The organism is Burkholderia sp. YIM B11467 (genome assembly GCF_052952715.1).
Genome location: NZ_JBQVSQ010000014.1, coordinates 59,765 through 79,935, shown reverse-complemented (window position 1 = coordinate 79,935; position 20,171 = coordinate 59,765). Strand labels below are relative to the sequence as shown.

Genomic DNA, 20,171 nt, shown 5'->3' with positions numbered 1-20,171 from the left:
TTTTCATGAAGCGTTGCCCCAACAACCGGCACCCCTCAAGGCAACGAAATCGTCAAATTAGCCGACTCCGGCCCGACCTTGATCACCTGCGAATAAGGCGCCAGCGCCTGCAGCGTCTTGTCCTTCAGATACGTGTTGAGCCCGAGGAACCCGAGCAACGCAACCAGCGCGAACACCGCTCCGATCGCCCACACCGGCACCTCACGCTTCAGCCGATGCGCAATCTGATCCGGCAACGGCCAGTGCGGTGCAAACGGCGCGCGCTTGCCCTTCATATGCGCGATCTCATCCCCGAGCCGCGCCGTCAGATAAGCGAGCTTCTCCGGCCCCTCGAGCAGATACTTGCCCTGGAACCCGAGCAGCAGGCACATATGAAACACCTCGAGCGACTGCAGCCGCGCCGCACCCTGCGCACGACATTCCTCGAGATACTGGAAGAACTTCTCGCCCGCGAGCTGTTCGCCGAACAGCACGAGCTGCAGCGGCCGCCGTTCCCAGTCTGCACGGATCTTGAACTGCGACGACAGCACCATCTCGTCGATGGCCGCACAGAAGGCGAACTTCGCGCCGTACACGTCCTCGGCGGCAATATTCAGCTTCTTCGCACCGCGCTCGAAATCCGACAGGAATTCCTGGATCTTCGTGCTGAACTCGCTCGCGCTGTCCGGCTCGCGGCCGTTCTTGAGCAGGAACAGCATGAAGAACCCGTCGTACAGCAGGTCAACCAGGGAACGGGCCTGGAACGCGGAATCCGTCGACGCCGGGGTATGCATGGGGGCCGGCGCGTTGTCGCCGAACAGGGAAGGCGCGTAGCTCATGATGTGACCGCGATCAGTTCGAATTTCAGGTCATTGATGCCAGTCGGCGCGTAGATCATCGCGGACTGGGCCTGCAGCATGCGCTCGTACAGCGCGCCGCGCGAATCGAGCGAGAAGTAGCAGGCGCCGGGTCGCACGGGGATCGCGGGCGGTACCTGCGGCGTGTACGAGAGCCGCACGCCGGGCATCGCCGACAGCACGAGCTTGTCGACGTCGTCGGGCGCGCCGACCTTGAAGCGGGCCGGCACGGCATCGACGAGCTCGACGCTCGGCATGTCCGCGGACACCGCCAGATAGAACTCGGTCTTGTCGTCGATCTTGCCCGAATCGAGGCGCCCGAGGTGGAACGACGGACGCACTTCGTCGAGCGTGATCGAGAAGTAGCGCGTCGAGATCACGGTGTCGAGCAGCTCGCGCAGTATCAGGTCGAGACGCGCAAAGCTCGGGCCCGGATCGTCGTGGCGGTACACGGGCAGGTCGGCTAGCGTATAGCCCTTCGAGAACGTCATCAGCTGGCCCGCGAGGCGCAACAGTTCCTGGTACAGCCGCTCGGGATGCAGCGCCGCGTGCTGGTGCAGGTGCGCGAGCGTCGCGAACGCGGCGTTCGCGGTGTGCAGCAGCCAGAACGACGCGATGTCTCCCGAACGGAACTCGATGATGTTCTTCGACGGCTCGCGGTGGAAACCGTACAGCGCGTTCACCTTCGCCTGCAACGCGTCGACCAGCTGGCGCAGCCGCTGGTGCAGGATCGGCGAGGCCTCGATCGCGAGGCACGGCGGTACGAAGCTGTCGTCGATCTCGAACCCGGACGTCGCGGTGCGGCGCACGCGCACGAGCGGCACCGACAGCAACTGGTCGCGCGGTTCGCTATGCGCGATCAGCTTGACCTGCGTCTTCAGGAACGTGATGTCGGCTTCGGCCGCGTCGGTGAAATTGTCGGCGACGCTCGTCTGCTCGCTGACGAAACGCGTCATGAAGCCGGCGGCCGGATCGTCGCTGTAATTGGTGCCGTTCTCGCGCAGCGGGTGCAGCGCGAGATAGAACACGAATTCGTTGATGCCCTCGGGCAGCGTGTCCAGCGCGATCGGCGGCGGCAGTTCGTCGGCCTGCGGCCCGGCGTATAACGCGCCGTCCGGGAACACGAGCGCGAGTTCGGCAACCCGCAGCACGTTGCTGCCGAGCGCGTCGCGGTCGATGCGCACCGAGCGCACGCCCCAGTTGTAAGGCTGGATCGCCTGGATCGATTCGAACAGGCGCGCTTCGTGGTACGCGTCCTGTCGCTGAAAGTGTTGAGGCCGGAGGAACAGCCCTTCCCCCCACAGCACCTTGGCCGAATAACTCATGTCAAATCCGGTTAATGTCGCGTTGCGAAGTAATCGATTTGTTCGTGCCCGAATTAAATCGCCAATTGTTAACTCTTGTTAATTGACATTCGTGCGTCATGCTTAACCGCAAGAGACCGAAGACAGCATATTCAGCGGTTGCGAAGGCGCACCTTGTTGCGGTGCGATGACGGTGCCGTCGGTGACCGTCATCGCGCAATTATGCAGGCCGATAATTATGCCGGATTTCTCCGACTTTACCGGATCGAACGTCAGTTTCCATCGTTGTAGTGCGGGATCGCGGAACAGCGCAACGATGCCGAATGCCTGCGCTTCGCGCGAAACCTTCTCGGTCGCCGTGTAGCGCTGGCCCGGAATCAGCGTGATTTCACGCACGTTCAGCAGGTCGGCGCCGAGCGCGGCCTTTTCCTTGGTCGGATCGGTAAATGCGTCGAACGGCGCCTGCTGGAACGACGTCGGGTCCTTCAGCGCATAGAGCCGCACGACGAGCGCGAGCGGTTTGTTGTCGGTCGCGGCATTCAGGTTCGGCGCGGCGGCCAGCGTGAGCCCGATATTGCGCGGCGGTTTCTGCGCGTCCGGCAGGTCGGGCTTGCCGACGCCGGCAGCCTGCAGCACGGCGCTCGCGGCCGAGCCGAGCAGCGGGGCGGCCGCGCATCCGGCCAGAAGGGCGCAGGCAACCAGCGGCAGCGCGTAGCGAATCATGGACGATCTCATCGTGTTTCCGGCGTGCCGCCTTTATCCCTGTCAGAACTGCCGGGTATTTCCGCGTTCAATGCGTATCCCCGGCATTGCACTGTTCAACTATTAAGCACGCCCGCGTCGTGGCAAGCGCTCGGAAATTTTTTCCGCCACCCGGGCGGCGCGTCGCGCAACCAGTAAAACTTGCGCATTCCGGCCGAAAGAAAAACCGCTGCGAGCCTGCAGCGAGAGGCCATTCGAGGGGGTAGCGCCCGGATTTAAAAGGAATTACTCTTCACACGACGATTGAATTATGAAAAATTGATCGGTACTATACCCGCGCGCTTCTTGCAAAGCAAAAGAACCAGATTCTCAACGATTTAAAACTCACGCGCCGGTGGATATAACGATGAAAGACCGTCTCTTCGCAAAACTGTCTGGGGTAGTAGTGGCTTGCGGCGTGATCGCCGGCTGTGCGAGCCAGCCTCCCGCGCCGCCGACTGCCGAGGTGTTCAACAAGTCGCTGGCCGATGCGGACGCGGTTGCGAAGGCGGGTGACCAGGACAAGGCTCTCGGCCTGTATCAGCAGCTCGCGAAGTCGGATCCGACGCGCGAGGAACCGTGGTCGCGCATCGCGCAAATCCAGTTCGCCCAGAACCATTACGGCCAGGCAATCGTTGCCGCGCAGGAAGCACTGCAGCGCGACGCGACCGACCGTCAGGCGAAGAGCGTGCTGGCCGTCGCCGGCCTGCGGATCGCGACGCAGTCGCTCGGCGAGCTGCGCCAGGATTCGTCGCTCGCGGGCGACGCGAAGTCCGATGCGCAGGCGCTCGCGAAGCAGCTGCGCGACACGTTGGGCGAATCGGCGCTGTTCCCGCCTGAAACGAAGGTCGTGAAGCCGCGCCCGCCGCGCCGGATCGTCCATCGTCCGAAGGGCGCTGCCGCACCGGCAGCCGAAGCAGCGGCGACCACCGCGCCGACGCCGCCCGCCACACCGCAAAAGGGCGGCGGTGACCCGTTCGGCGCACTGCGCAACTGACGCGACAACTACAACCAACCTGGGAGCCGTCGATGGCCAAGAAAGAAAGCATTCAGAAAAGCTTGCAGAAAATACGGCCGCCGCGCGTCCAGCTGACCTACGAGGTCGAGAAGGGCGACGCGATCGAGGTGAAGGAACTGCCGTTCGTCGTCGGGGTTGTCGGCGATCTGGCGGGCCAGTCCGAGATCGAGCAGCCGAAGCTGCGCGACCGCAAGTTCGTCAATATCGACCGCGACAATTTTGACGACGTGATGAAGGCGATCGAGCCGCGTGCCGCGTTTCAGGTGGAAAACCGCCTGAGCCCGGAAGGCGGCAAGTTCGCGGTCGACCTGAAGTTCCGCTCGCTGTCGGATTTCAGCCCGGACGAAGTCGTCGAACAGGTCGAGCCGCTGCGCCGCCTGCTCGAGGCACGCTCGAAGCTCGCCGACCTGCGCAACAAGCTCGCCGGCAACGACAAGCTCGAGGATCTGCTGTCCGAGGTGCTGAAGAACACGCAGCAGCTGCAGGAGCTCGCCAAGGGCACCGGCGGCGACAAAGACGGCGAATGACGACGGAGTGTTGAGATGAACCAGCAAACGGCTGCGGCCCAAGCCAGCGGCGCGGAATACGCCGCCGGGACCTCGCTGCTCGACGACATCGTCGAGAAGAGCAAGGTCGCGAAATCCGATTCCGAGCATGCACGTGCGAAGGACCTGATCGGCGAACTCGTGCACCAGGTGCTCGACGGCACGGTGATCGTGTCGGACAACCTGTCGGCGACGATCGACGCGCGCGTCGCGGAACTCGACCGCCTGATCTCCACGCAGCTTTCCGCGGTGATGCATGCGCCGGAATTCCAGCGCCTCGAAAGCACGTGGCGCGGCATGGATTACCTGGTCAAGGAAAGCAACACCGGCCAGACGATCAAGATCAAGGCGCTGCACGCACCGAAGCGCGACCTCGTGCGCGATTTCAAGGGCGCGAGCGAGTTCGACCAGAGCGCGCTGTTCAAGAAGGTCTACGAAGAAGAGTTCGGCACGTTCGGCGGCTCGCCGTTCGGTGCGCTGATCGGCGATTACGAGATCTCGCGCCAGCCGGAAGACTTCTACTTCATCGAGCAGATGTCGCGCGTCGCGGCGGCCGCGCACGCGCCGTTCATCGCGTCGGCGTCGCCGGAGCTGCTCGGCCTCGAGACGTTCTCCGATCTCGGCAAGCCGCGCGACCTGGCCAAGGTGTTCGACACGGTCGAATACGCGAAGTGGAAGTCGTTCCGCGACTCCGAGGATTCGCGCTACGTCGGTCTGACGCTGCCGCGCTTCCTCGGCCGCCTGCCGTTCAATCCGAAGGACGGCCAGACCGCGGAACGCTTCAATTTCGTCGAGGACGTCGACGGCACCGAGCACGACAAGTACCTGTGGTGCAACGCCGCGTGGGCATTCGCGGCGCGCCTGACGGCCGCGTTCGACGACTTCGGCTGGTGTGCGGCGATCCGCGGCGTCGAAGGCGGCGGCCTCGTCGAGGACCTGCCGACCCACACGTTCAAGACCGACGACGGTGAAGTCGCGCTGAAGTGCCCGACCGAGATCGCGATCACCGATCGCCGCGAGAAGGAGCTGAGCGACCTCGGCTTCATCCCGCTCGTCCATTGCAAGAATTCCGATTACGCCGCGTTCTTCGCTGCGCAGTCGGTGCAGAAAGCCAAGAAATACAGCACCGACAGCGCGAATGCGAACGCCGTCCTGTCCGCTCAGCTGCAGTACATCTTCTCGGTATCGCGCGTCGCGCACTACCTGAAGGCGATGATGCGGGACAAGATCGGCAGCTTCGCATCGGCGCAGAACGTGGAGACTTTCCTCAACCGGTGGATTTCGCAGTACGTCCTGCTCGACGACAACGCCTCGCAGGAACAGAAAGCGCAATTCCCGCTGCGCGAGGCATCCATACAAGTGTCGGAGATTCCGGGCAAGCCGGGCTCGTATCGTTCGGTCGCGTTCCTGCGCCCGCACTTTCAGCTCGACGAACTCTCGATTTCTCTGCGACTTGTCGCTGATCTGCCCAAATCGGCAAATTCATAAGCGAGCAAAATCGCCCGGGCGGGCCGCCTGGGTAGGACGTTAAAACCACCTCTTTGGGGAGTAGAAGGACCATGTTACACATTCACTTGCAGTTTGGTAGCCCGGCAGTCAAGGGCGAGTCCGCGGACAAGGACCATCAGGGCTGGCTCGAGCTGAAGTCGTGGGATCACTCGATCCTGCAGCCGCGCTCGGCGACTGCTTCGTCGGCCGGCGGCCTGACGCAGACGCGTTGCGAACACGGCGACATGGTGTTCTCGAAGGAAATCGATTCGGCGAGCCCGCTGCTGTACCAGCACGCGTCGGGCGGCACGACGTTCGACGAGGTGACGATCCATTTCTCGCGCGCGGACGGTGAAGGCAAGCGCGTGCAGTATCTGGAAGTCAAGCTCAAGTACGTGATCATCTCGAGCATCGCGCCGAGCGTCCGCGAGGAAGGCCTGCCGATCGAGACGTTCTCGCTGAAGTACGCTGCCGTGCAGTGGAAGCAGACCCAGCAGAAGATCGGCGGCAACCAGGGCGGCAACACGCAGGGCGCCTGGAGCCTGACGAAGAACGACAAGACCTACGCGGTCTAAGGTCGGTTGCGGCAACGGGGCGCGCGGCGTCCCGTTGCCGCTTTAGCAGTGCATGCCGGCCGATGAAACGATTCGAACCCAGTTTTCTCGACAAGCTGTTCGACGACGAACCGCACCTGCCGGCCTCGGCAGCGATGCGGCAATTGTCGCTGGACGAGCTCAAGAACACGGTCGCCCGCGACGTCGAGGCGATCCTCAACACCCGTATCGCGCACACCGAGAACGAACTGGCCGCGCTGCCGGAATGCCAGAAATCGGTGCTGACCTACGGGCTGAACGATTTCGCGGGGCTGAGCCTCGCGAGTCACTACGACCGCGCGTTCATCTGCAAGTCGATCCAGCAGGCCATCGCGCGCCATGAGCCGCGCCTGCAGCAGGTCCAGGTGGCGTTCGAACTGAACGAGCAGGCGACCAACGCGCTCTACTTCGCGATCCAGGCGCTGCTCGTCGTGCACCCGGCCGAGGAGCCGGTGAGTTTCGACGCGATGCTGCAGCCGTCGACGCTGCAGTATTCGGTCACGCGCGCACGCGCCGCGAGAATGCAGTAAATCAAGCCGCCGAGCGGGCCGGACCGCCCGGTGGTTGATCAGGTCCGGCAGGAAATATTGAGGTTCGGGGTCGTCGATGGAAGAATTGCTGCCGTATTACGAGCGCGAATTATCGTTTTTGCGGCGCTATTCGCGAGATTTCGCCGAACGCTATCCGAAAATCGCGGCACGGCTCGCGCTGTCCGGCGAGCATTGCGAGGATCCGCACGTCGAGCGGATGATCGAGTCGTTCGCGCTGCTCGGCGCGCGCATCAACAAGAAGCTCGACGACGACTACCCCGAATTCACCGAAGCGCTGCTGGAAGTGCTGTATCCGCACTACCTGCGGCCGTTTCCGTCGTGTTCGATCGCGCAGTTCACGCCGGCGTCGCCTGGCCAGCAGACCGAACCGGTCGTGATCGATCGCGGCACCGAGCTGAAGAGCCGCCCGATCCGCGGTGTGCAGTGCCGGTTCCGCACCGCCTACGACGTGACGCTCGCGCCGATCCGCATCTCGGAAGCCCGCTACACGCCGGTCGCGCTCGCGCCGAGCGCGACGGTGCTGCCGTCCAATGCGACGGGCGTGATCTCGATCACGTTCGAATCGCTCGCCGCGCAGCTCGATCTCGGCGCGCTGAAGGTGCCGACGCTGCGCGCGCACCTGCACGGCGAGCAGTCGTTCGTCGCCGCGCTCACTGATTGCCTGTTCGTCAACGTGCTCGGCGCGTATGTCGAGCCCGAACGCAACGGCCGCTGGACCGCGCTGCGCAAGCTGCCGATCGCGCAGGCCGGCTTCGGCGAGGACGACGCGCTGATCGACTACCCGGCGAAATCGCATCCCGCGTACCGCCTGCTCACCGAATACTTCGCGTTCCCCGACAAGTTCGATTTCGTCGACTTCGACCTCGCGGCGATCGCGCGTGCGTCGGGCCGCTGCCAGCGCGCGACGCTGCACCTGGTGCTGCAGGACGTACGAAGCGATTCGCACGTCGCGCGGCTGCTCGAACTGCTGACGGCGAGCCACTTCCGGCTGTTCTGCACGCCGATCGTCAACCTGTTCCGCCAGCACGGCGAGCCGATCCGCATCACGCACCGCGCGGTGTCGTACCCGGTGATTGCCGAGGCGCGCCGCGCGTTCGCGTACGAGGTGTACTCGATCGACTCGGTGAAGCTCGTGCGGCAGCAGGCCCATGAAGAATCGGTGATCGAGTTCCGGCCGTTCTATTCGCTGCATCACGGCGAATCGGCGCGGATCGGTCATTACTGGTTCGCGCGCCGCAACGACTGGGTCGCGCAGAAGAGCCCCGGCTACGAAACGGAGATCTCGATCGTCGACATCGACTTCGAGCCGACGTCGCCGCAAACCGACACGCTGAGCCTCGACCTCACTTGCACGAACCGCGACCTGCCGGCGATGCTCGCGTTCGGACTCGAGGGCGGCGACCTGTTCCAGGAAGGCGGTGCGCAGACGAGCGGCATCTCGCTGCTGCGCCGCCCGACGCAGAGCGTGCGCTTCGAGCGCGGCCGCGCCGCGCACTGGCGGCTCGTGTCGCACCTCGCGCTCAATCACGTGTCGCTGGTCGCGCACGGCCTCGCGCCGCTGAAGGAAATGCTGACGCTGTACGACCTGCGGCGCACCGCGGTGTCGATGCGCCAGATCGACGGCCTGGCCGGCATCGAGCAGCGCGGCGCCGTGCAGTGGCTGCCCGGCAAACCGTTCGCGACCTTCGTGCGCGGCATCGAGATCCGCCTGACGATCGACGAGGAACACTTCGTCGGCGCGAGCCTTGCGTCGTTCGTGCGCGTGCTCGACAGCTTCTTCGGGCTTTACGTCCACCTCAACAGTTTCGTTCAACTAGTCGTCGTGTCGAAGCGCACCGGCGAGGAGATCATCCGATGCAAGCCCCGGACCGGCGAGTCGATCCTGGCGTAGTCGACGCGCTGCTCGACGAACCGCACCGCTTCGAATTCTTCCAGGCGGTGCGTGTGCTCGAAGGACTGTTCGCGCGGCAGGCGTCGGATGCGCCCGGCGCATGGCGACAGGGCGACGTGGTCGCGCAGCGCATCGAATTCCGCAACACGCTGTCGCTCGGCTTTCCGCCGAGCGAGATCGAGGGCGTGCGCTCGTTCGACGACGACGGCGCGCTGCTCGACTCGGGCGAGCAGCGTAAAGCCGCGCTCGCGTCCGGCGAACTCGGCCACGTCGAGCTGACGCCTGCGTTCTTCGGGCTGCTCGGCGCGCAGGGCGCGCTGCCGCTGCATTACACCGAGCAGATCGTCGCACGCGAGCACCATAAGCGTGACCACGCGGCGCGCGCGTTTTTCGATGTGTTTTCGAACCGCGCGACCGCGCTGTTCTATGCGGCGTGGAAGAAGTACCGGTTGCCGTTCCATTACGAGCTCGACCGCGACGAGCGCTACCTGCCGCTGCTGCTCGCGATCGCGGGCGTGCCGAGCGACGAAGTGCGCGACAGCCTTGCGGCGGGCGTCGGCGGCGTGCTCGACGAGGCCGTTGCAGGTTACGCGCTGGCCGCTCGGCACCGGCCGATGTCGGCCGCGTACCTGCAGCGCACGCTGTCCGACTATTTCCGCGTGCCGGTGAAGATCGACCAGTTCGTCGGCAAGTGGTACGACGTGCCGCCCGACCAGCTGAGCGTGCTCGGCGAGGTCAACGCGGTGCTCGGCGCGACGGCGCTGGTCGGCGAGCGCGTGTGGCAGCGCGACATGCGCGCGCGGATCGTCGTCGGCCCGTTGTCCAAGCGCGACTACGAGGCGTTCCTGCCCGGCGGCGCGCAGGCCATCGCGCTCGAACGGATGTTGACGCTGCTCGCCGGCGTCACGCTCGAGTACGAGGTGAAGCTGGTACTGAAGCGCACCGAGGTCGGCGCGAGCGTGCTCGGCGCGGGTTCGCGGCTCGGCTGGGACGCATTCCTCTGCACGCGCGACGCGATCGACGACCGCTCGGACGCACGCTACGAACTGCACGTGATTCACTGATTCCGAACGACAACAACACACAATCGAACCTGAGATCGACGCCATGAGCACGCCTCTGAAGACCCTGATCACGAAACTGAACCCGCTGAGCCGGCACGCGACCGAGCGTGCGGCGAGCGCGTGCCTGGCGCGCGGCCACTACGAGGTCGATCTGGAGCACCTGTTCCTCGCGCTGCTCGAGGAGCCGGCGGGCGACCTGCCGCTCGCGCTGCGCGCGAGCCGTGTCGATCCGCATGCGCTGCGCGCCGATCTGGAGCGCGAACTGACGCGCCTGAAGACCGGCAATACGCGCACGCCGGTGTTTTCCGTGCACCTGATCGCGCTGTTCGAGCAGGCCTGGCTGATCGCGTCGCTCGATTCGCATCTCGGCCGCATCCGTTCGGGGCACCTGCTGCTCGCACTGCTGACCGCGCCGGATCTCGCGCAGTTCGCGCAGCGGATGTCGTCGCAGTTCGCGGAAGTGAACGTGACGGACCTGAAGCACAAGTTCGACGAGATCGTGGCCGGGTCGAGCGAAGCCGAACCGCGCCAGGCCGATACCGACGACGGCGGCGTGGCGCCGGCCGCCGATGGCACGGCGCCCGCGGCCGGCCCGTCGAAGACGCCCGCGCTCGACACGTACACGACCAACCTCACGCAGCGCGCACGCGACGGCAAGATCGATCCGGTGATCGGCCGCGAAGCCGAGATCCGCCAGGCGATCGACATCCTGATGCGCCGCCGCCAGAACAACCCGATCATGACCGGCGAGGCCGGTGTCGGTAAAACGGCGGTCGTCGAAGGGCTCGCGCTGCGCATCGCGGCCGACGACGTGCCGCCGCCGCTGCGTGGCGTCGCGCTGCACGTGCTCGACATGGGGCTGCTGCAGGCCGGCGCGAGCGTGAAGGGCGAGTTCGAGAACCGCCTGAAGAGCGTGATCGACGAGGTGAAGAAGAGCGCGCACCCGATCATCCTGTTCATCGACGAAGCGCATACGATCATCGGCGCGGGCGGCCAGGCCGGCCAGAACGACGCGGCGAACCTGCTGAAGCCGGCGCTTGCGCGCGGCGAGCTGCGCACGATCGCCGCGACGACGTGGAGCGAATACAAGAAGTATTTCGAGAAGGACGCGGCGCTCGCGCGGCGCTTCCAGGTCGTGAAGGTCGAGGAGCCGAGCGAACCGCTCGCGGCCGCGATGCTGCGCGGGATGTCCGGCCTGATGGAGAAGCACTTCAACGTGCGGATCCTCGACGATGCGATCACCGAGGCCGTGCGCCTGTCGCACCGCTACATCAGCGGCCGCCAGCTGCCCGACAAGGCGATCAGCGTGCTCGACACCGCATGCGCGAAGGTCGCGCTCGCGCACAGCGCGACGCCGGCCGCGATCGACGACACGAAGAAGCGCATCGAGCGGATCGACGCGGAAATCGCGTCGCTGGAGCGCGAGGCGGCCGGCGGCGCGCCGCACGACGAGCGGCTCGCCGAGTTGCGCACCACGCGCGACACGGCGCTGGAGCAACTCGCGAAGGACGAAGCGCGTTACGAAGCCGAGCGTGTGATCGTCGCCGAGATCACCGAACTGCGCGACACGCTCGACAAGGCGCGCGGCCCGTCGGAAGACGGCCAGCCGGTCGACGTGCAGGCGACGCGCGACCGGCTCGCCGAACGCGTCGTGGCGCTGCATGCGCTGCAGGGCGCCGAGCCGATGGTGCCGCTGCAGGTCGACGGCCACGTCGTCGCCGAGATCGTCGCCGCGTGGACGGGCATTCCGCTCGGCCGCATGGTGAAGGACGAGATCGATACCGTGCTGAACCTGCAGCCGCTGCTCACCGCGCGCGTGATCGGCCAGGACCATGCGCTCGACGCGATCGCGCAGCGCGTGCGCACCGCGACCGCGAACCTCGAGGATCCGAACAAGCCGCGCGGCGTGTTCATGTTCGTCGGGCCGTCGGGCGTCGGCAAGACCGAAACCGCGCTCGCGCTGGCCGACATCCTGTACGGCGGCGAGCGCAAGATGGTCACGATCAACATGAGCGAGTATCAGGAAGCGCACAGCGTGTCGGGCCTGAAGGGATCGCCGCCCGGCTACGTCGGTTACGGCGAAGGCGGCGTGCTGACCGAGGCCGTGCGCCGCAACCCGTATTCGGTCGTGCTGCTCGACGAGGTCGAGAAGGCGCACCCCGACGTGCTCGAGATGTTCTTCCAGGTGTTCGACAAGGGCACGATGGACGATGCGGAAGGGCGCGAGATCGATTTCCGCAACACGCTGATCATCCTGACGTCGAACGTCGGGTCGACCGCGGTGATGCAGGCCTGCCTGAACAAGCCGGCCGAGGAGCTGCCCGATCCGGACGCGCTCGCCGAGGCACTGCGCCCGCAGCTGTACAAGACGTTCAAGCCCGCGTTCCTCGGGCGGATGAAGGTCGTGCCGTACTATCCGATTTCCGACGACGTGCTGGCCGAGATCATCGAGTTGAAGCTCGAGCGGATCCGCCGCCGGATCGAGGCGAACCACAAGGCCGCGTTCGAATGGGACGAGTCGCTCGTCGATGCGGTGCTGGCGCGCTGCACCGAGGTCGATTCGGGCGCCCGCAACGTCGACCATATCCTGAACGGCACGCTGCTGCCGGAGATCGCGGGCCACGTGCTCGGCCGGATCGCCGACGGCGCGGCCATCGCGCGCATCGCGGTGCGTGCGGACGAGGCCGGCGAATTTGCGTACACCGTCGAATGAGCGCGGCCGCGCAACGCAAGCATTGATGAACTGACCGAACCATGCCGATCAATCTCCCCGAGCTGCTGACGCCGATCAGCGATGCGTCGCCCAGCGGCGACGACATGCTGTTTTCAAACGAATTCGACGCGATCCAGGACGCGCGGCGCTACGACGATCCGACGCTCGACCAGGGCGAATGGGTGACCGAGATCAAGGAAGCCGACTGGGGCTTCGTCGTCGACCATGCGGGCGAGCTGCTGCGGACCCGCACCAAGGACCTGCGGCTCGGCGTGTGGCTGACCGAGGCGCTCGCGCTCGAGGACGGCCTCACCGGCCTCACCGAAGGTTATGCGCTGCTCGAGGGCCTGTGCCGCGAGTTCTGGGACACCGTGCACCCGCTGCCCGAAGGCGACGACACCGAGTACCGGCTCGGCAACGTCGCGTGGCTCTCCGGCCGCACGGCCGAGCTGCTGCGCGCGGTGCCGATGACGGACGGCGCGTCGAACGCGTTCAGCACGCTCGACTGGGAAGTGGCGCAGCACGTCGCGCAGTCCATCAAGCGCGACCCCGAGCACGCGGACGACATCGCGCGCGGCAAGCCGACGGTCGACCAGATCGATTCGTCGCGGCGCGTGACGCCGATCGCGTTCTACACGGCGCTGCTGGCGAACCTGAAGGCGTTCGAATTCGCGCTCGATGCATTCGAGGAGCGGCTCGTCGAGCGCGCCGGCGATTCGGCACCGAGCTTCCGGCAGGCGCGCGACGCGTTCGAGACCGTGTACCGGCTCGCCGAGCGTTTCGCGCGCGAGCAGGGTTATACGGGCAGCGCGCCGCACGCGCCATCGGCGCCGCAAGCGCAGCCCGAGCGTATCGAGCCGGTTTTCGGCAATTCGATCCAGACCGAGGAGACTCACGTGCAGTCGCAGACCGCTCCGCGTCCTCCGATGACGCAAATGATCGCCGGCATCCAGAACCGTGCGCAGGCCGTCGACCAGCTGCGTGCGGTGGCGCGTTATTTCCGCCAGACCGAGCCGCACAGCCCGGTCGCGTATCTCGCCGACAAGGCGGCCGAATGGGCTGACATGCCGCTGCACAAGTGGCTCGAGAGCGTCGTCAAGGACGACGGCTCGCTGTCGCATATTCGCGAGTTGCTGGGTGTGAGGCCGGACGAGCAGTCGTAAACGCCCAACGGGCGGTGCATGACTGCCGCCGCCCGTTGCCTGCCGGGCCGCTCCACGCGAAGGGGCCCGTGTCGATCTCTTACTGCCCCACCCGGAACTCGATCCTCCGATTCCGCGCCCGTCCATCCGCCGTATCATTCGGCGCGATCGGCTGATCCGGCCCGACACCCGTCGTCGTCATCTGCTGCGGCGGGATGCTCTTCGTGATCAGGTAACCCTTCACCGCATCCGCGCGCGCCTGGCTCAGCGCGATGTTCGACGTCCGGTTCCCCGAGTTGTCGGTGTGGCCGATGATGTCGACCGTGCGGTTCTGCATCTTCGAGAGCGCGGCCGCCATCTGGTCGAGGATCAGCTTGCCCTGCGGCGTCAGCGTCGCGCTGCCCGTCTCGAACTCGATCGTCCGGTTCGCGAGCGTCTGGTCGAGCACGCCTTGCTCGGACGCCGACACACGCAGCCCGTTCTTGATCGTGTAGGTCGGGTTCAGCGTGTTCGCCATGTCGCTCGCGAGCTGCTGGCGCTGCGCCTCGTTGTGCACCTCGCCCTTCATCTCGATCTGCGTGCCGTTGATCTTCAGCTGCCCCTTGCTGATCTGCTTGAGCTGCGCGCCGAGCAGCTTCTGCACGTTCGCGCTCCAGTTCGGCGGCGTCGCGACGTCGCCGACTTCGATCTGGTCGACGACGTTCGTCGCGCCGTAGGTGTCGCGCAGCTTCTGCAGCACGGCGGCCTTGGTCGCCTCGTCGGGCACCTTGCCGCCGACGACCACCTGGCCGGGCGCCGCGTTCGCGGGCGGCGGCGTGATGGTGCCGGCCGTGCCGCGCACCACCGTGCCGGACGCGGTTGCTGGCGCGGTGCCGGGGTTCGTGTTCGCAGACGGCAGCGCGGTCGTCGTGACCGTGCCGTTGCCGACCGGCGTGACGGTCGCGCCGGTGTTCTGCGCGAAGCTCGCGCCGCTGGCAACGAGGCCGGCGGCGAGCAGGGCGGCGAGGGCGGGCGAGAAGCGTGCGCGCCGGACGTGAATCGTGCGATGCATCCCGTCAGCCTCCGATGAACGCTTCGCGGAACGCGTCGATGGCGACCCGCAGCGAGAGTTGCGGTTGGTCGAGGTAGCTGACGAGCTTGCTGATCTGATGATCGTTTTGCGCATGGGCGTCGATCCACTCGGGATCGTCGATGTCGATGTTGTGGGCGGCGTAGGTCTGCGGGTCGACAACGCTCAGCAGCGTCTTCGCCGACGCACCGTTGAAGCCGATGATGAGCCGTTCGCGCTCGGCGATCGTGCCGATGAAGATCGCGAGCTCGAAGTCGGCCTGCGCGACGAACGGCGCGATCAGTTCGAGCCAGAACGCGGCGACGAGGCTGCGGTAGAACGGATCGACCGGCAGCGGCAGCGTCAGGCCGCGCTCGATGTGCGACGAGCCGCTCTGCATCACCGGCCGCAGCAGCGAGCCGAGCGCGAGCATCGCGCCGCGCAGCCGCACCGGGTGCCCGCTTTCGAGCAGCATCTGCTGGAGCCCATACAGCGACTGGTGTTCGACGAAATCGTTGAAGGTGCCGTCATGCGACGTGCCGGGGCCGCCGACGTCGATCGGCACCTGTGTGTCGCCGAGCGCCTGCAGCGCGCCGGGTGGCTCGTCCTTGCCGAGCAGCGGCGGGATCTGCGTGGCGACGCGCGACCACAGCCGTGCGAATGCGAGCGGGCTGCGCGCGAGGAACGCGAGCGGCCGGTCGACCTCGAGCGCGGTTGCGCCGAGGAACGGGAAGCGGCGCATCGACACGTCGTGGCTCGCGACCATGTGGCCCGCGATCGCGAGCTTGCTGCGCGAGCCGAGGAACGCGAAATGCATCGGCTTCGCATCCTCGTAGACGAGCTTCCAGCGCGGATCTTCCGCGAGCAGTTCGAGCGCCTGCGCGATCCAGCGATCGAGCGTCTGCAGCAACTGCGGATTGTGCGGGCTCTTCACGAAGTCGCCGCGCGACGGAATCTTGCCGAAGTAGGCGATTTGCGCCTGTACGGTTTGCGTCATTGCGCCCCCTGTGCATTCGTTGCGTTGGCGGCCGCGACGGCCGGCGCTGCGCCCGGCGTGCCCGTGCCGGACTGGGTCGCGTTCTGCGCGGCGCCCGCGCTCGCGTCGGCGACCGACGACGGCAGCTGCAGGCCGCGCAGGCTCTGCTGCTGCGGTTGGTCGCCGCCACCGCCGGACGGTTGCGACGTGCTGATGATGCGCATCGTCACCGACACGTTCACGCTGCCCTGCACCCACGTCAGGTCGAAGGTGCCGTCCGGACGGCGCTTGCGCTGCGCCGAGTTGATCAGCTTTTCGAGACCGTAGCGGCCCGGCTCGTTGACGAGCTGCACCGTGCGGCCGTCGAAGGTCGTCGCGGACAGCGTCGCGCCCGGCGAGCCCTGCGGGTTCGGCCACACGAAGTTGGTCCACTGCGGCGGCGTGTTGCGGTAGCGCAGTTGCTGGCCGTCGATCGCGATCGTGTATTCGGTCGTGCCCGTGCTCGGCTGCGGCAGGATCTGGAACACGGTCTGCGGCTCGGACGCCGCGGCCGCGCTGCCTGCGGCGCCGCCCGCGAGCGGTGCAACCCAGCGCGCGAAGCCGTTCGTGAAGTCCGGCGTGAGCCCGATGCCCATGTCGCCCCACGTGCGGGCGGCGAGCGTGTCGCCGCGGCGCACCGCGAGCGGCCCGAGCGTCGTGCCGACGAACTTCGCGATCGAACCGTCCGGACCGAACACCTGCGCGATCTCGCCGGCGCCGGCTTCGACCTTCGCGCTCGCCGCGAACGGGTACTTCGTCGCGAGCGAGTTCTGGAACGGCTGGTAGACCTGCGCGTTCCACACCTTGTTGACCTCGGCGCTGGCCGGCTGGATCACGACCGCGAATGCCTGCATCAGCGGCCGCACGAGCAGCGGACGCAGCGACTTGCGTTGCGAATCGGTGAGGCCCGTCAGCATCTGCTCGTCGACGAGCTTCAGCGAATCGGCGAGTTCCGACCCGTTGCCGTCGAGCGTCTGCTGCATCAGCTGACGCGCGCCGGGGCCCGGGTCGCCCTGGTTCTTGATCACGTTGAAGCGGGTACGAACCTTCGACAGCGAATCCATGTAGCCCTTGAGCATCGACGTGCCGTCATGCGTCGCGACGATCCGCGCGAGCCCGATGAACTCCTGGCCGATCGGACCCATCGGCACCTCGGCCGGATTGCCGTTGATGTCGATGTTGGCGGCCGCCACCTGGCCGGCCTGCGAGCGCGAGAACAGTTGCTTGACCCAGTTCACGACGCCGGTCTGCGCCTTCTTGATCGTCACGTTCGCGAGCGACGGGTTGTCCCACGACGTCTGGTCGTACGCGGTTTCGAGGATCTTGCGGATCGGCGAATCCTGCGGGTCGCCGAGGCGGTTCATCCCGTCGACGGCCTGGCCGAAGCTGCTGAAGCCCTGCACCGCGATACCCTGCATGAACTTCTGCCAGTGCTGCGCGTACTCGGTCTTGTACATGCCGACGAGCGTCTTCTGGATCTGCTCGGGGCTGCCCTCGAGCGTCAGGTCGTCCTGCGTCGACGTGTTCAGCACCCAGTCCTTCGCCTGCAGTTCCTTGGTCGCCGCGTCGCGGATCGCCGGCTGCACATAGTCGAACCACGCTTCGCGCGTGAACGTGCCCGGAATCGCGTAGCTGCCTGCAACGAGCCCCTGGTTGCCGTCGCCGACGATGCGCGCGATGGTCATCGGCGCGAAGCGGGTCGACGCGCGTGCCTTGATTTCCTCGTAGACGCGCTGGCGGGCCGGCATGCCGCGCACGACGCGGCGCAGGTTCTCGCGGGTCTGGTCGACGAGCGCGAGGTTCGCGTCGATCATCGGCCAGTCGTCGTCGTTCACGCGCGACAGGTAGAACGAGATCATGCGCTCCGCGCTCTTGATCATCTCGTCACGCGGCATGTTGCCGCGATTCGTCTCGAGCCAGCCGCGCCAGAAGCGGGCGAGCTGGTCGGTCAGGTGTGCCTGCTCGACGTGACGCTTGTCGGACAGCATCAGGTACGTCTTGAGCGCGTTGTACGCGTCCTGCACGTTGGTCGGCGACGCGTCGCTGTAGAGGCCGCCCTGCGGTGCGGCCGCCTGTTGCGGCGCGGCGGCCGGCGCGGTGCCGGACGCGGCCAGTGCGGCACCGGCCAGCGGCGTGGCGCCTGCCGCGTTCGTCGAGACCGGCAGCGCGCCGGCCTGCACGGCGCCCGACTCGGGCGGGCGCGTCATCGGCACGAGCTGTTCGGGGTGCGCGTTCACGTCCTTCATGAACGAGGCCAGGTTCTGCGACACGGGGGCCAGCAGGATCTGGCGCACGCCGTTGTAGTACTCGGTCAGCAAGTGCTGCTCGAGACGGTCGCCCTGGTACAGGCCGAGTGACACCGACAGCGGCTTGTCGCGGCGGAACTGTTCGAGCTGCTCGATCCGGTCTTCCAGGATGTCCATCGCCTGCAGGCGCGACTGCAGGTCGTTACGGCCCTGCTGCAGGCGCGTGACGTTGTCGAGGTCGGCCTGCACGTTCGACACGAGCTGCTGGTTGCCGATCGTCGACCAGGTCCAGCCGCCGAGCGCGATCGCGAGCGCCGCGACGAAGCCGAAGAAGGTCGCGTAGCGCAGCCGCGTCTTGTTCGGGCTGGCGAACTGGCGCACCGTCTGGCGGTCCGCGAAGATCACCTTCGAGAACAGGTCGCGCAGGAAGAAGCCGTTCTTCGAGAACGCGCTGTGCGGCTTCGGCAGCGCGTTCGCGTCGAGGCCGAAGCGGTGCGCGATGCGCTGCGCGGCCGCGCTGTTGGTTTCGCCTTCCTGCAGCGCGCTGGTGAAGTAGAAGCCGCGGAAGATCGGCTTGTACTGGAACGGGTTGTTCTCGAACAGCGTCGCGAGGAACGCGCGCAGCGACGGCTTGATCGTCGAGAATTCGAGCGGGAAGCTCAACTGGCCCGGCGACAGCTGGTTGCCGCGCGACAGCGACAGCTGCGCGACGCTGATCTCCTTCAGCCCTTCATAGAGTTCCTCGAAGTGCGTGTCGAACTGCGCGACCACGTCGCGCTTGTCGTCCGGCTCGTAGGGCAGGGTGGCGCCCCACACGCGGTCGTACTCGTGCTTGTCGTTGCTGCTGAAGAATTCGGTGAAGCCGGTGATCAGGTCGGCCTTCGTGAACATCACGTAGACCGGCGCGAACACCTCGAGTTTTTCCGTCAGCTCCTGAACGCGCTGGCGGAGGTTTTTCGCGAGGTTGATCGCGAATTCGGGGCGGTTGCCGGTGAGTTCGGCGATGCTCGCGGTGACGATGATGCCGTTGATCGGCGCCTTCGGGCGATAGCGCTTGAGCAGGCCGAGGAAGCCGAGCCACTCGCTGCGGTCTTCCTCGTGCACCGAATAGCGGCCGGCCGTGTCGAGCAGGATCCCTTCGGTCGTGAAGAACCAGTCGCAGTTACGCGTGCCGCCGATGCCGTGGATCACGGCGCTGTTCTTGTCCGCGAACGGGAACTGCAGGCCGGAATTGAGCACGGCGCTGCTCTTGCCCGCGGCCGGGTTGCCGATCACGATGTACCACGGCAGTTCGTACAGCGCGGAGCCGCCCGAGACCTGGCCGATCTTCGACGTCTTGATCGTCTTCACCGCGTCCGACAGGCGCGTGCGCAGCACGTCGAGGTCCGCCGTCTTCGCGTCGGGCGCTAGCGCGGCGGCGGCGGGCGCGGTGATCTTGCCGGTTTCCGCCTGCTCTTCCAGCACCTGGCCGAGCTGCTGGTTCGCGCGCTTCACGCGCCAGCGGCGCAACAGCGCGACGACCAGCCACAGCGCGAGGATCGCCGCGAAGGCGATCGCCGCCCACAGGAGCGGCAGCTGCAGCATGTCGGCGACGATGAAGAGGATGGCCGCAAGCGCGACGATCCCGACGATCGAGAGCGTACGCGGATGAGTCAGCACGTTGAGGATGCGTTGCATAGGACGTTCAGGTTCCGGTGCGATTCGGTGAGGCGACGCAGGCGCGCCGAGCGGCAAGGGTGGCGCCGCGATGTGTCGCCACGCTGTCAAACGGGATGAAGAAGGGGGCTGGCATCAATGCGCCCGCGGCATCGGAGAAGGCGCGCGCATTAATGAAAGGACGCTGTGAGATTTAAAACGGAAGTGGCGGCCGAAAGAAATCACGCACCGGAATGCCCGATTCTTTACGCCGCCCATATCGTTTCCTGCCGGGATATTAAAAAGCCCCATGCCGCCCTCATTATTTCCTGTCCGGCAGC

15 protein-coding genes are annotated in these 20,171 nt (G+C 66.2%); 9 read left to right on the top strand and 6 right to left on the bottom strand.

The genetic code is table 11. The annotated features are described in order from the left end of the window. Nucleotides 1–35 precede the first annotated feature (35 nt). From icmH to tssJ, 3 genes are all read right to left on the bottom strand, one after another. Nucleotides 36–818 (bottom strand): type IVB secretion system protein IcmH/DotU, encoded by a 783-nt coding sequence (icmH, locus tag ACTRWB_RS33415; RefSeq protein ID WP_048251034.1) that lies wholly within the window; start codon nucleotides 816–818, stop codon nucleotides 36–38. After that, complete coding sequence (gene tssK, locus ACTRWB_RS33410; protein WP_343494127.1) at nucleotides 815–2,161, bottom strand: type VI secretion system baseplate subunit TssK; 1,347 nt, start codon at nucleotides 2,159–2,161, stop codon at nucleotides 815–817. Before tssK ends, icmH begins: the two co-directional genes overlap by 4 nt. A gap of 102 nt (nucleotides 2,162–2,263) precedes the next feature. Then, nucleotides 2,264–2,875: a type VI secretion system lipoprotein TssJ gene (gene tssJ / locus ACTRWB_RS33405; RefSeq protein WP_048251032.1), complete on the bottom strand. Its 612-nt coding sequence runs from the start codon at nucleotides 2,873–2,875 to the stop codon at nucleotides 2,264–2,266. A gap of 373 nt (nucleotides 2,876–3,248) precedes the next feature. Here tssJ and ACTRWB_RS33400 point away from each other — a divergent pair, with 373 nt between their 5' ends. The 9 genes from ACTRWB_RS33400 to tssA all read left to right on the top strand — a co-directional run bounded on the left by ACTRWB_RS33400 (nucleotide 3,249) and on the right by tssA (nucleotide 13,907). After that, complete coding sequence (locus ACTRWB_RS33400) at nucleotides 3,249–3,878, top strand: tetratricopeptide repeat protein (RefSeq protein ID WP_419686043.1); 630 nt, start codon at nucleotides 3,249–3,251, stop codon at nucleotides 3,876–3,878. Nucleotides 3,879–3,910: 32 nt separating this feature from the next. Further along, complete coding sequence (gene tssB / locus ACTRWB_RS33395; RefSeq protein WP_006484395.1) at nucleotides 3,911–4,426, top strand: type VI secretion system contractile sheath small subunit; 516 nt, start codon at nucleotides 3,911–3,913, stop codon at nucleotides 4,424–4,426. A 15-nt stretch (nucleotides 4,427–4,441) separates the two neighbouring features. Then, nucleotides 4,442–5,932 carry a type VI secretion system contractile sheath large subunit gene (gene tssC, locus ACTRWB_RS33390; RefSeq protein WP_048251030.1) on the top strand — a complete coding sequence of 497 codons (1,491 nt, stop codon included), beginning with the start codon at nucleotides 4,442–4,444 and terminating at the stop codon, nucleotides 5,930–5,932. A gap of 71 nt (nucleotides 5,933–6,003) precedes the next feature. Next, a complete protein-coding gene (locus ACTRWB_RS33385) occupies nucleotides 6,004–6,507 on the top strand; it encodes an Hcp family type VI secretion system effector (protein WP_048251029.1) in 504 nt (167 codons plus the stop codon). 62 nt (nucleotides 6,508–6,569) lie between these two features. Next, the gene (gene tssE / locus ACTRWB_RS33380) at nucleotides 6,570–7,055 is read left to right on the top strand and encodes a type VI secretion system baseplate subunit TssE (protein ID WP_048251028.1); all 486 of its coding nucleotides are present in this window, start codon (nucleotides 6,570–6,572) and stop codon (nucleotides 7,053–7,055) included. A gap of 76 nt (nucleotides 7,056–7,131) precedes the next feature. Further along, entirely contained in the window at nucleotides 7,132–8,967 is a 1,836-nt protein-coding gene (gene tssF / locus ACTRWB_RS33375) for a type VI secretion system baseplate subunit TssF (RefSeq protein ID WP_129513577.1), read from the top strand. Then, nucleotides 8,931–10,031, top strand: a complete 1,101-nt coding sequence (gene tssG, locus ACTRWB_RS33370; protein ID WP_412022574.1) for a type VI secretion system baseplate subunit TssG — start codon at nucleotides 8,931–8,933, stop codon at nucleotides 10,029–10,031. The genes tssF and tssG overlap by 37 nt, the downstream gene beginning before the upstream one ends. Before the next feature lie 43 nt (nucleotides 10,032–10,074). Next, nucleotides 10,075–12,744 (top strand): type VI secretion system ATPase TssH, encoded by a 2,670-nt coding sequence (gene tssH, locus ACTRWB_RS33365; protein ID WP_446904408.1) that lies wholly within the window; start codon nucleotides 10,075–10,077, stop codon nucleotides 12,742–12,744. A 41-nt stretch (nucleotides 12,745–12,785) separates the two neighbouring features. Further along, nucleotides 12,786–13,907, top strand: coding sequence for a type VI secretion system protein TssA (tssA, locus tag ACTRWB_RS33360; protein WP_129513580.1), 1,122 nt, complete (start codon nucleotides 12,786–12,788; stop codon nucleotides 13,905–13,907). A 79-nt stretch (nucleotides 13,908–13,986) separates the two neighbouring features. On the opposite strand, the gene ACTRWB_RS33355 is transcribed toward tssA, so the two are convergent. The 3 genes from ACTRWB_RS33355 to tssM are packed head-to-tail and all read right to left on the bottom strand — an operon-like array spanning nucleotide 13,987 to nucleotide 19,872. Continuing rightward, on the bottom strand, nucleotides 13,987–14,937 hold the full coding sequence (locus ACTRWB_RS33355) for an OmpA family protein (RefSeq protein WP_446904407.1): 951 nt from the start codon (nucleotides 14,935–14,937) through the stop codon (nucleotides 13,987–13,989). Between the two features lie 4 nt (nucleotides 14,938–14,941). Further along, nucleotides 14,942–15,931, bottom strand: a complete 990-nt coding sequence (gene tagF, locus ACTRWB_RS33350; RefSeq protein WP_048251022.1) for a type VI secretion system-associated protein TagF — start codon at nucleotides 15,929–15,931, stop codon at nucleotides 14,942–14,944. Further along, nucleotides 15,928–19,872: a type VI secretion system membrane subunit TssM gene (gene tssM / locus ACTRWB_RS33345; protein ID WP_419686052.1), complete on the bottom strand. Its 3,945-nt coding sequence runs from the start codon at nucleotides 19,870–19,872 to the stop codon at nucleotides 15,928–15,930. Before tssM ends, tagF begins: the two co-directional genes overlap by 4 nt. Between the last annotated feature and the right edge of the window lie 299 nt (nucleotides 19,873–20,171).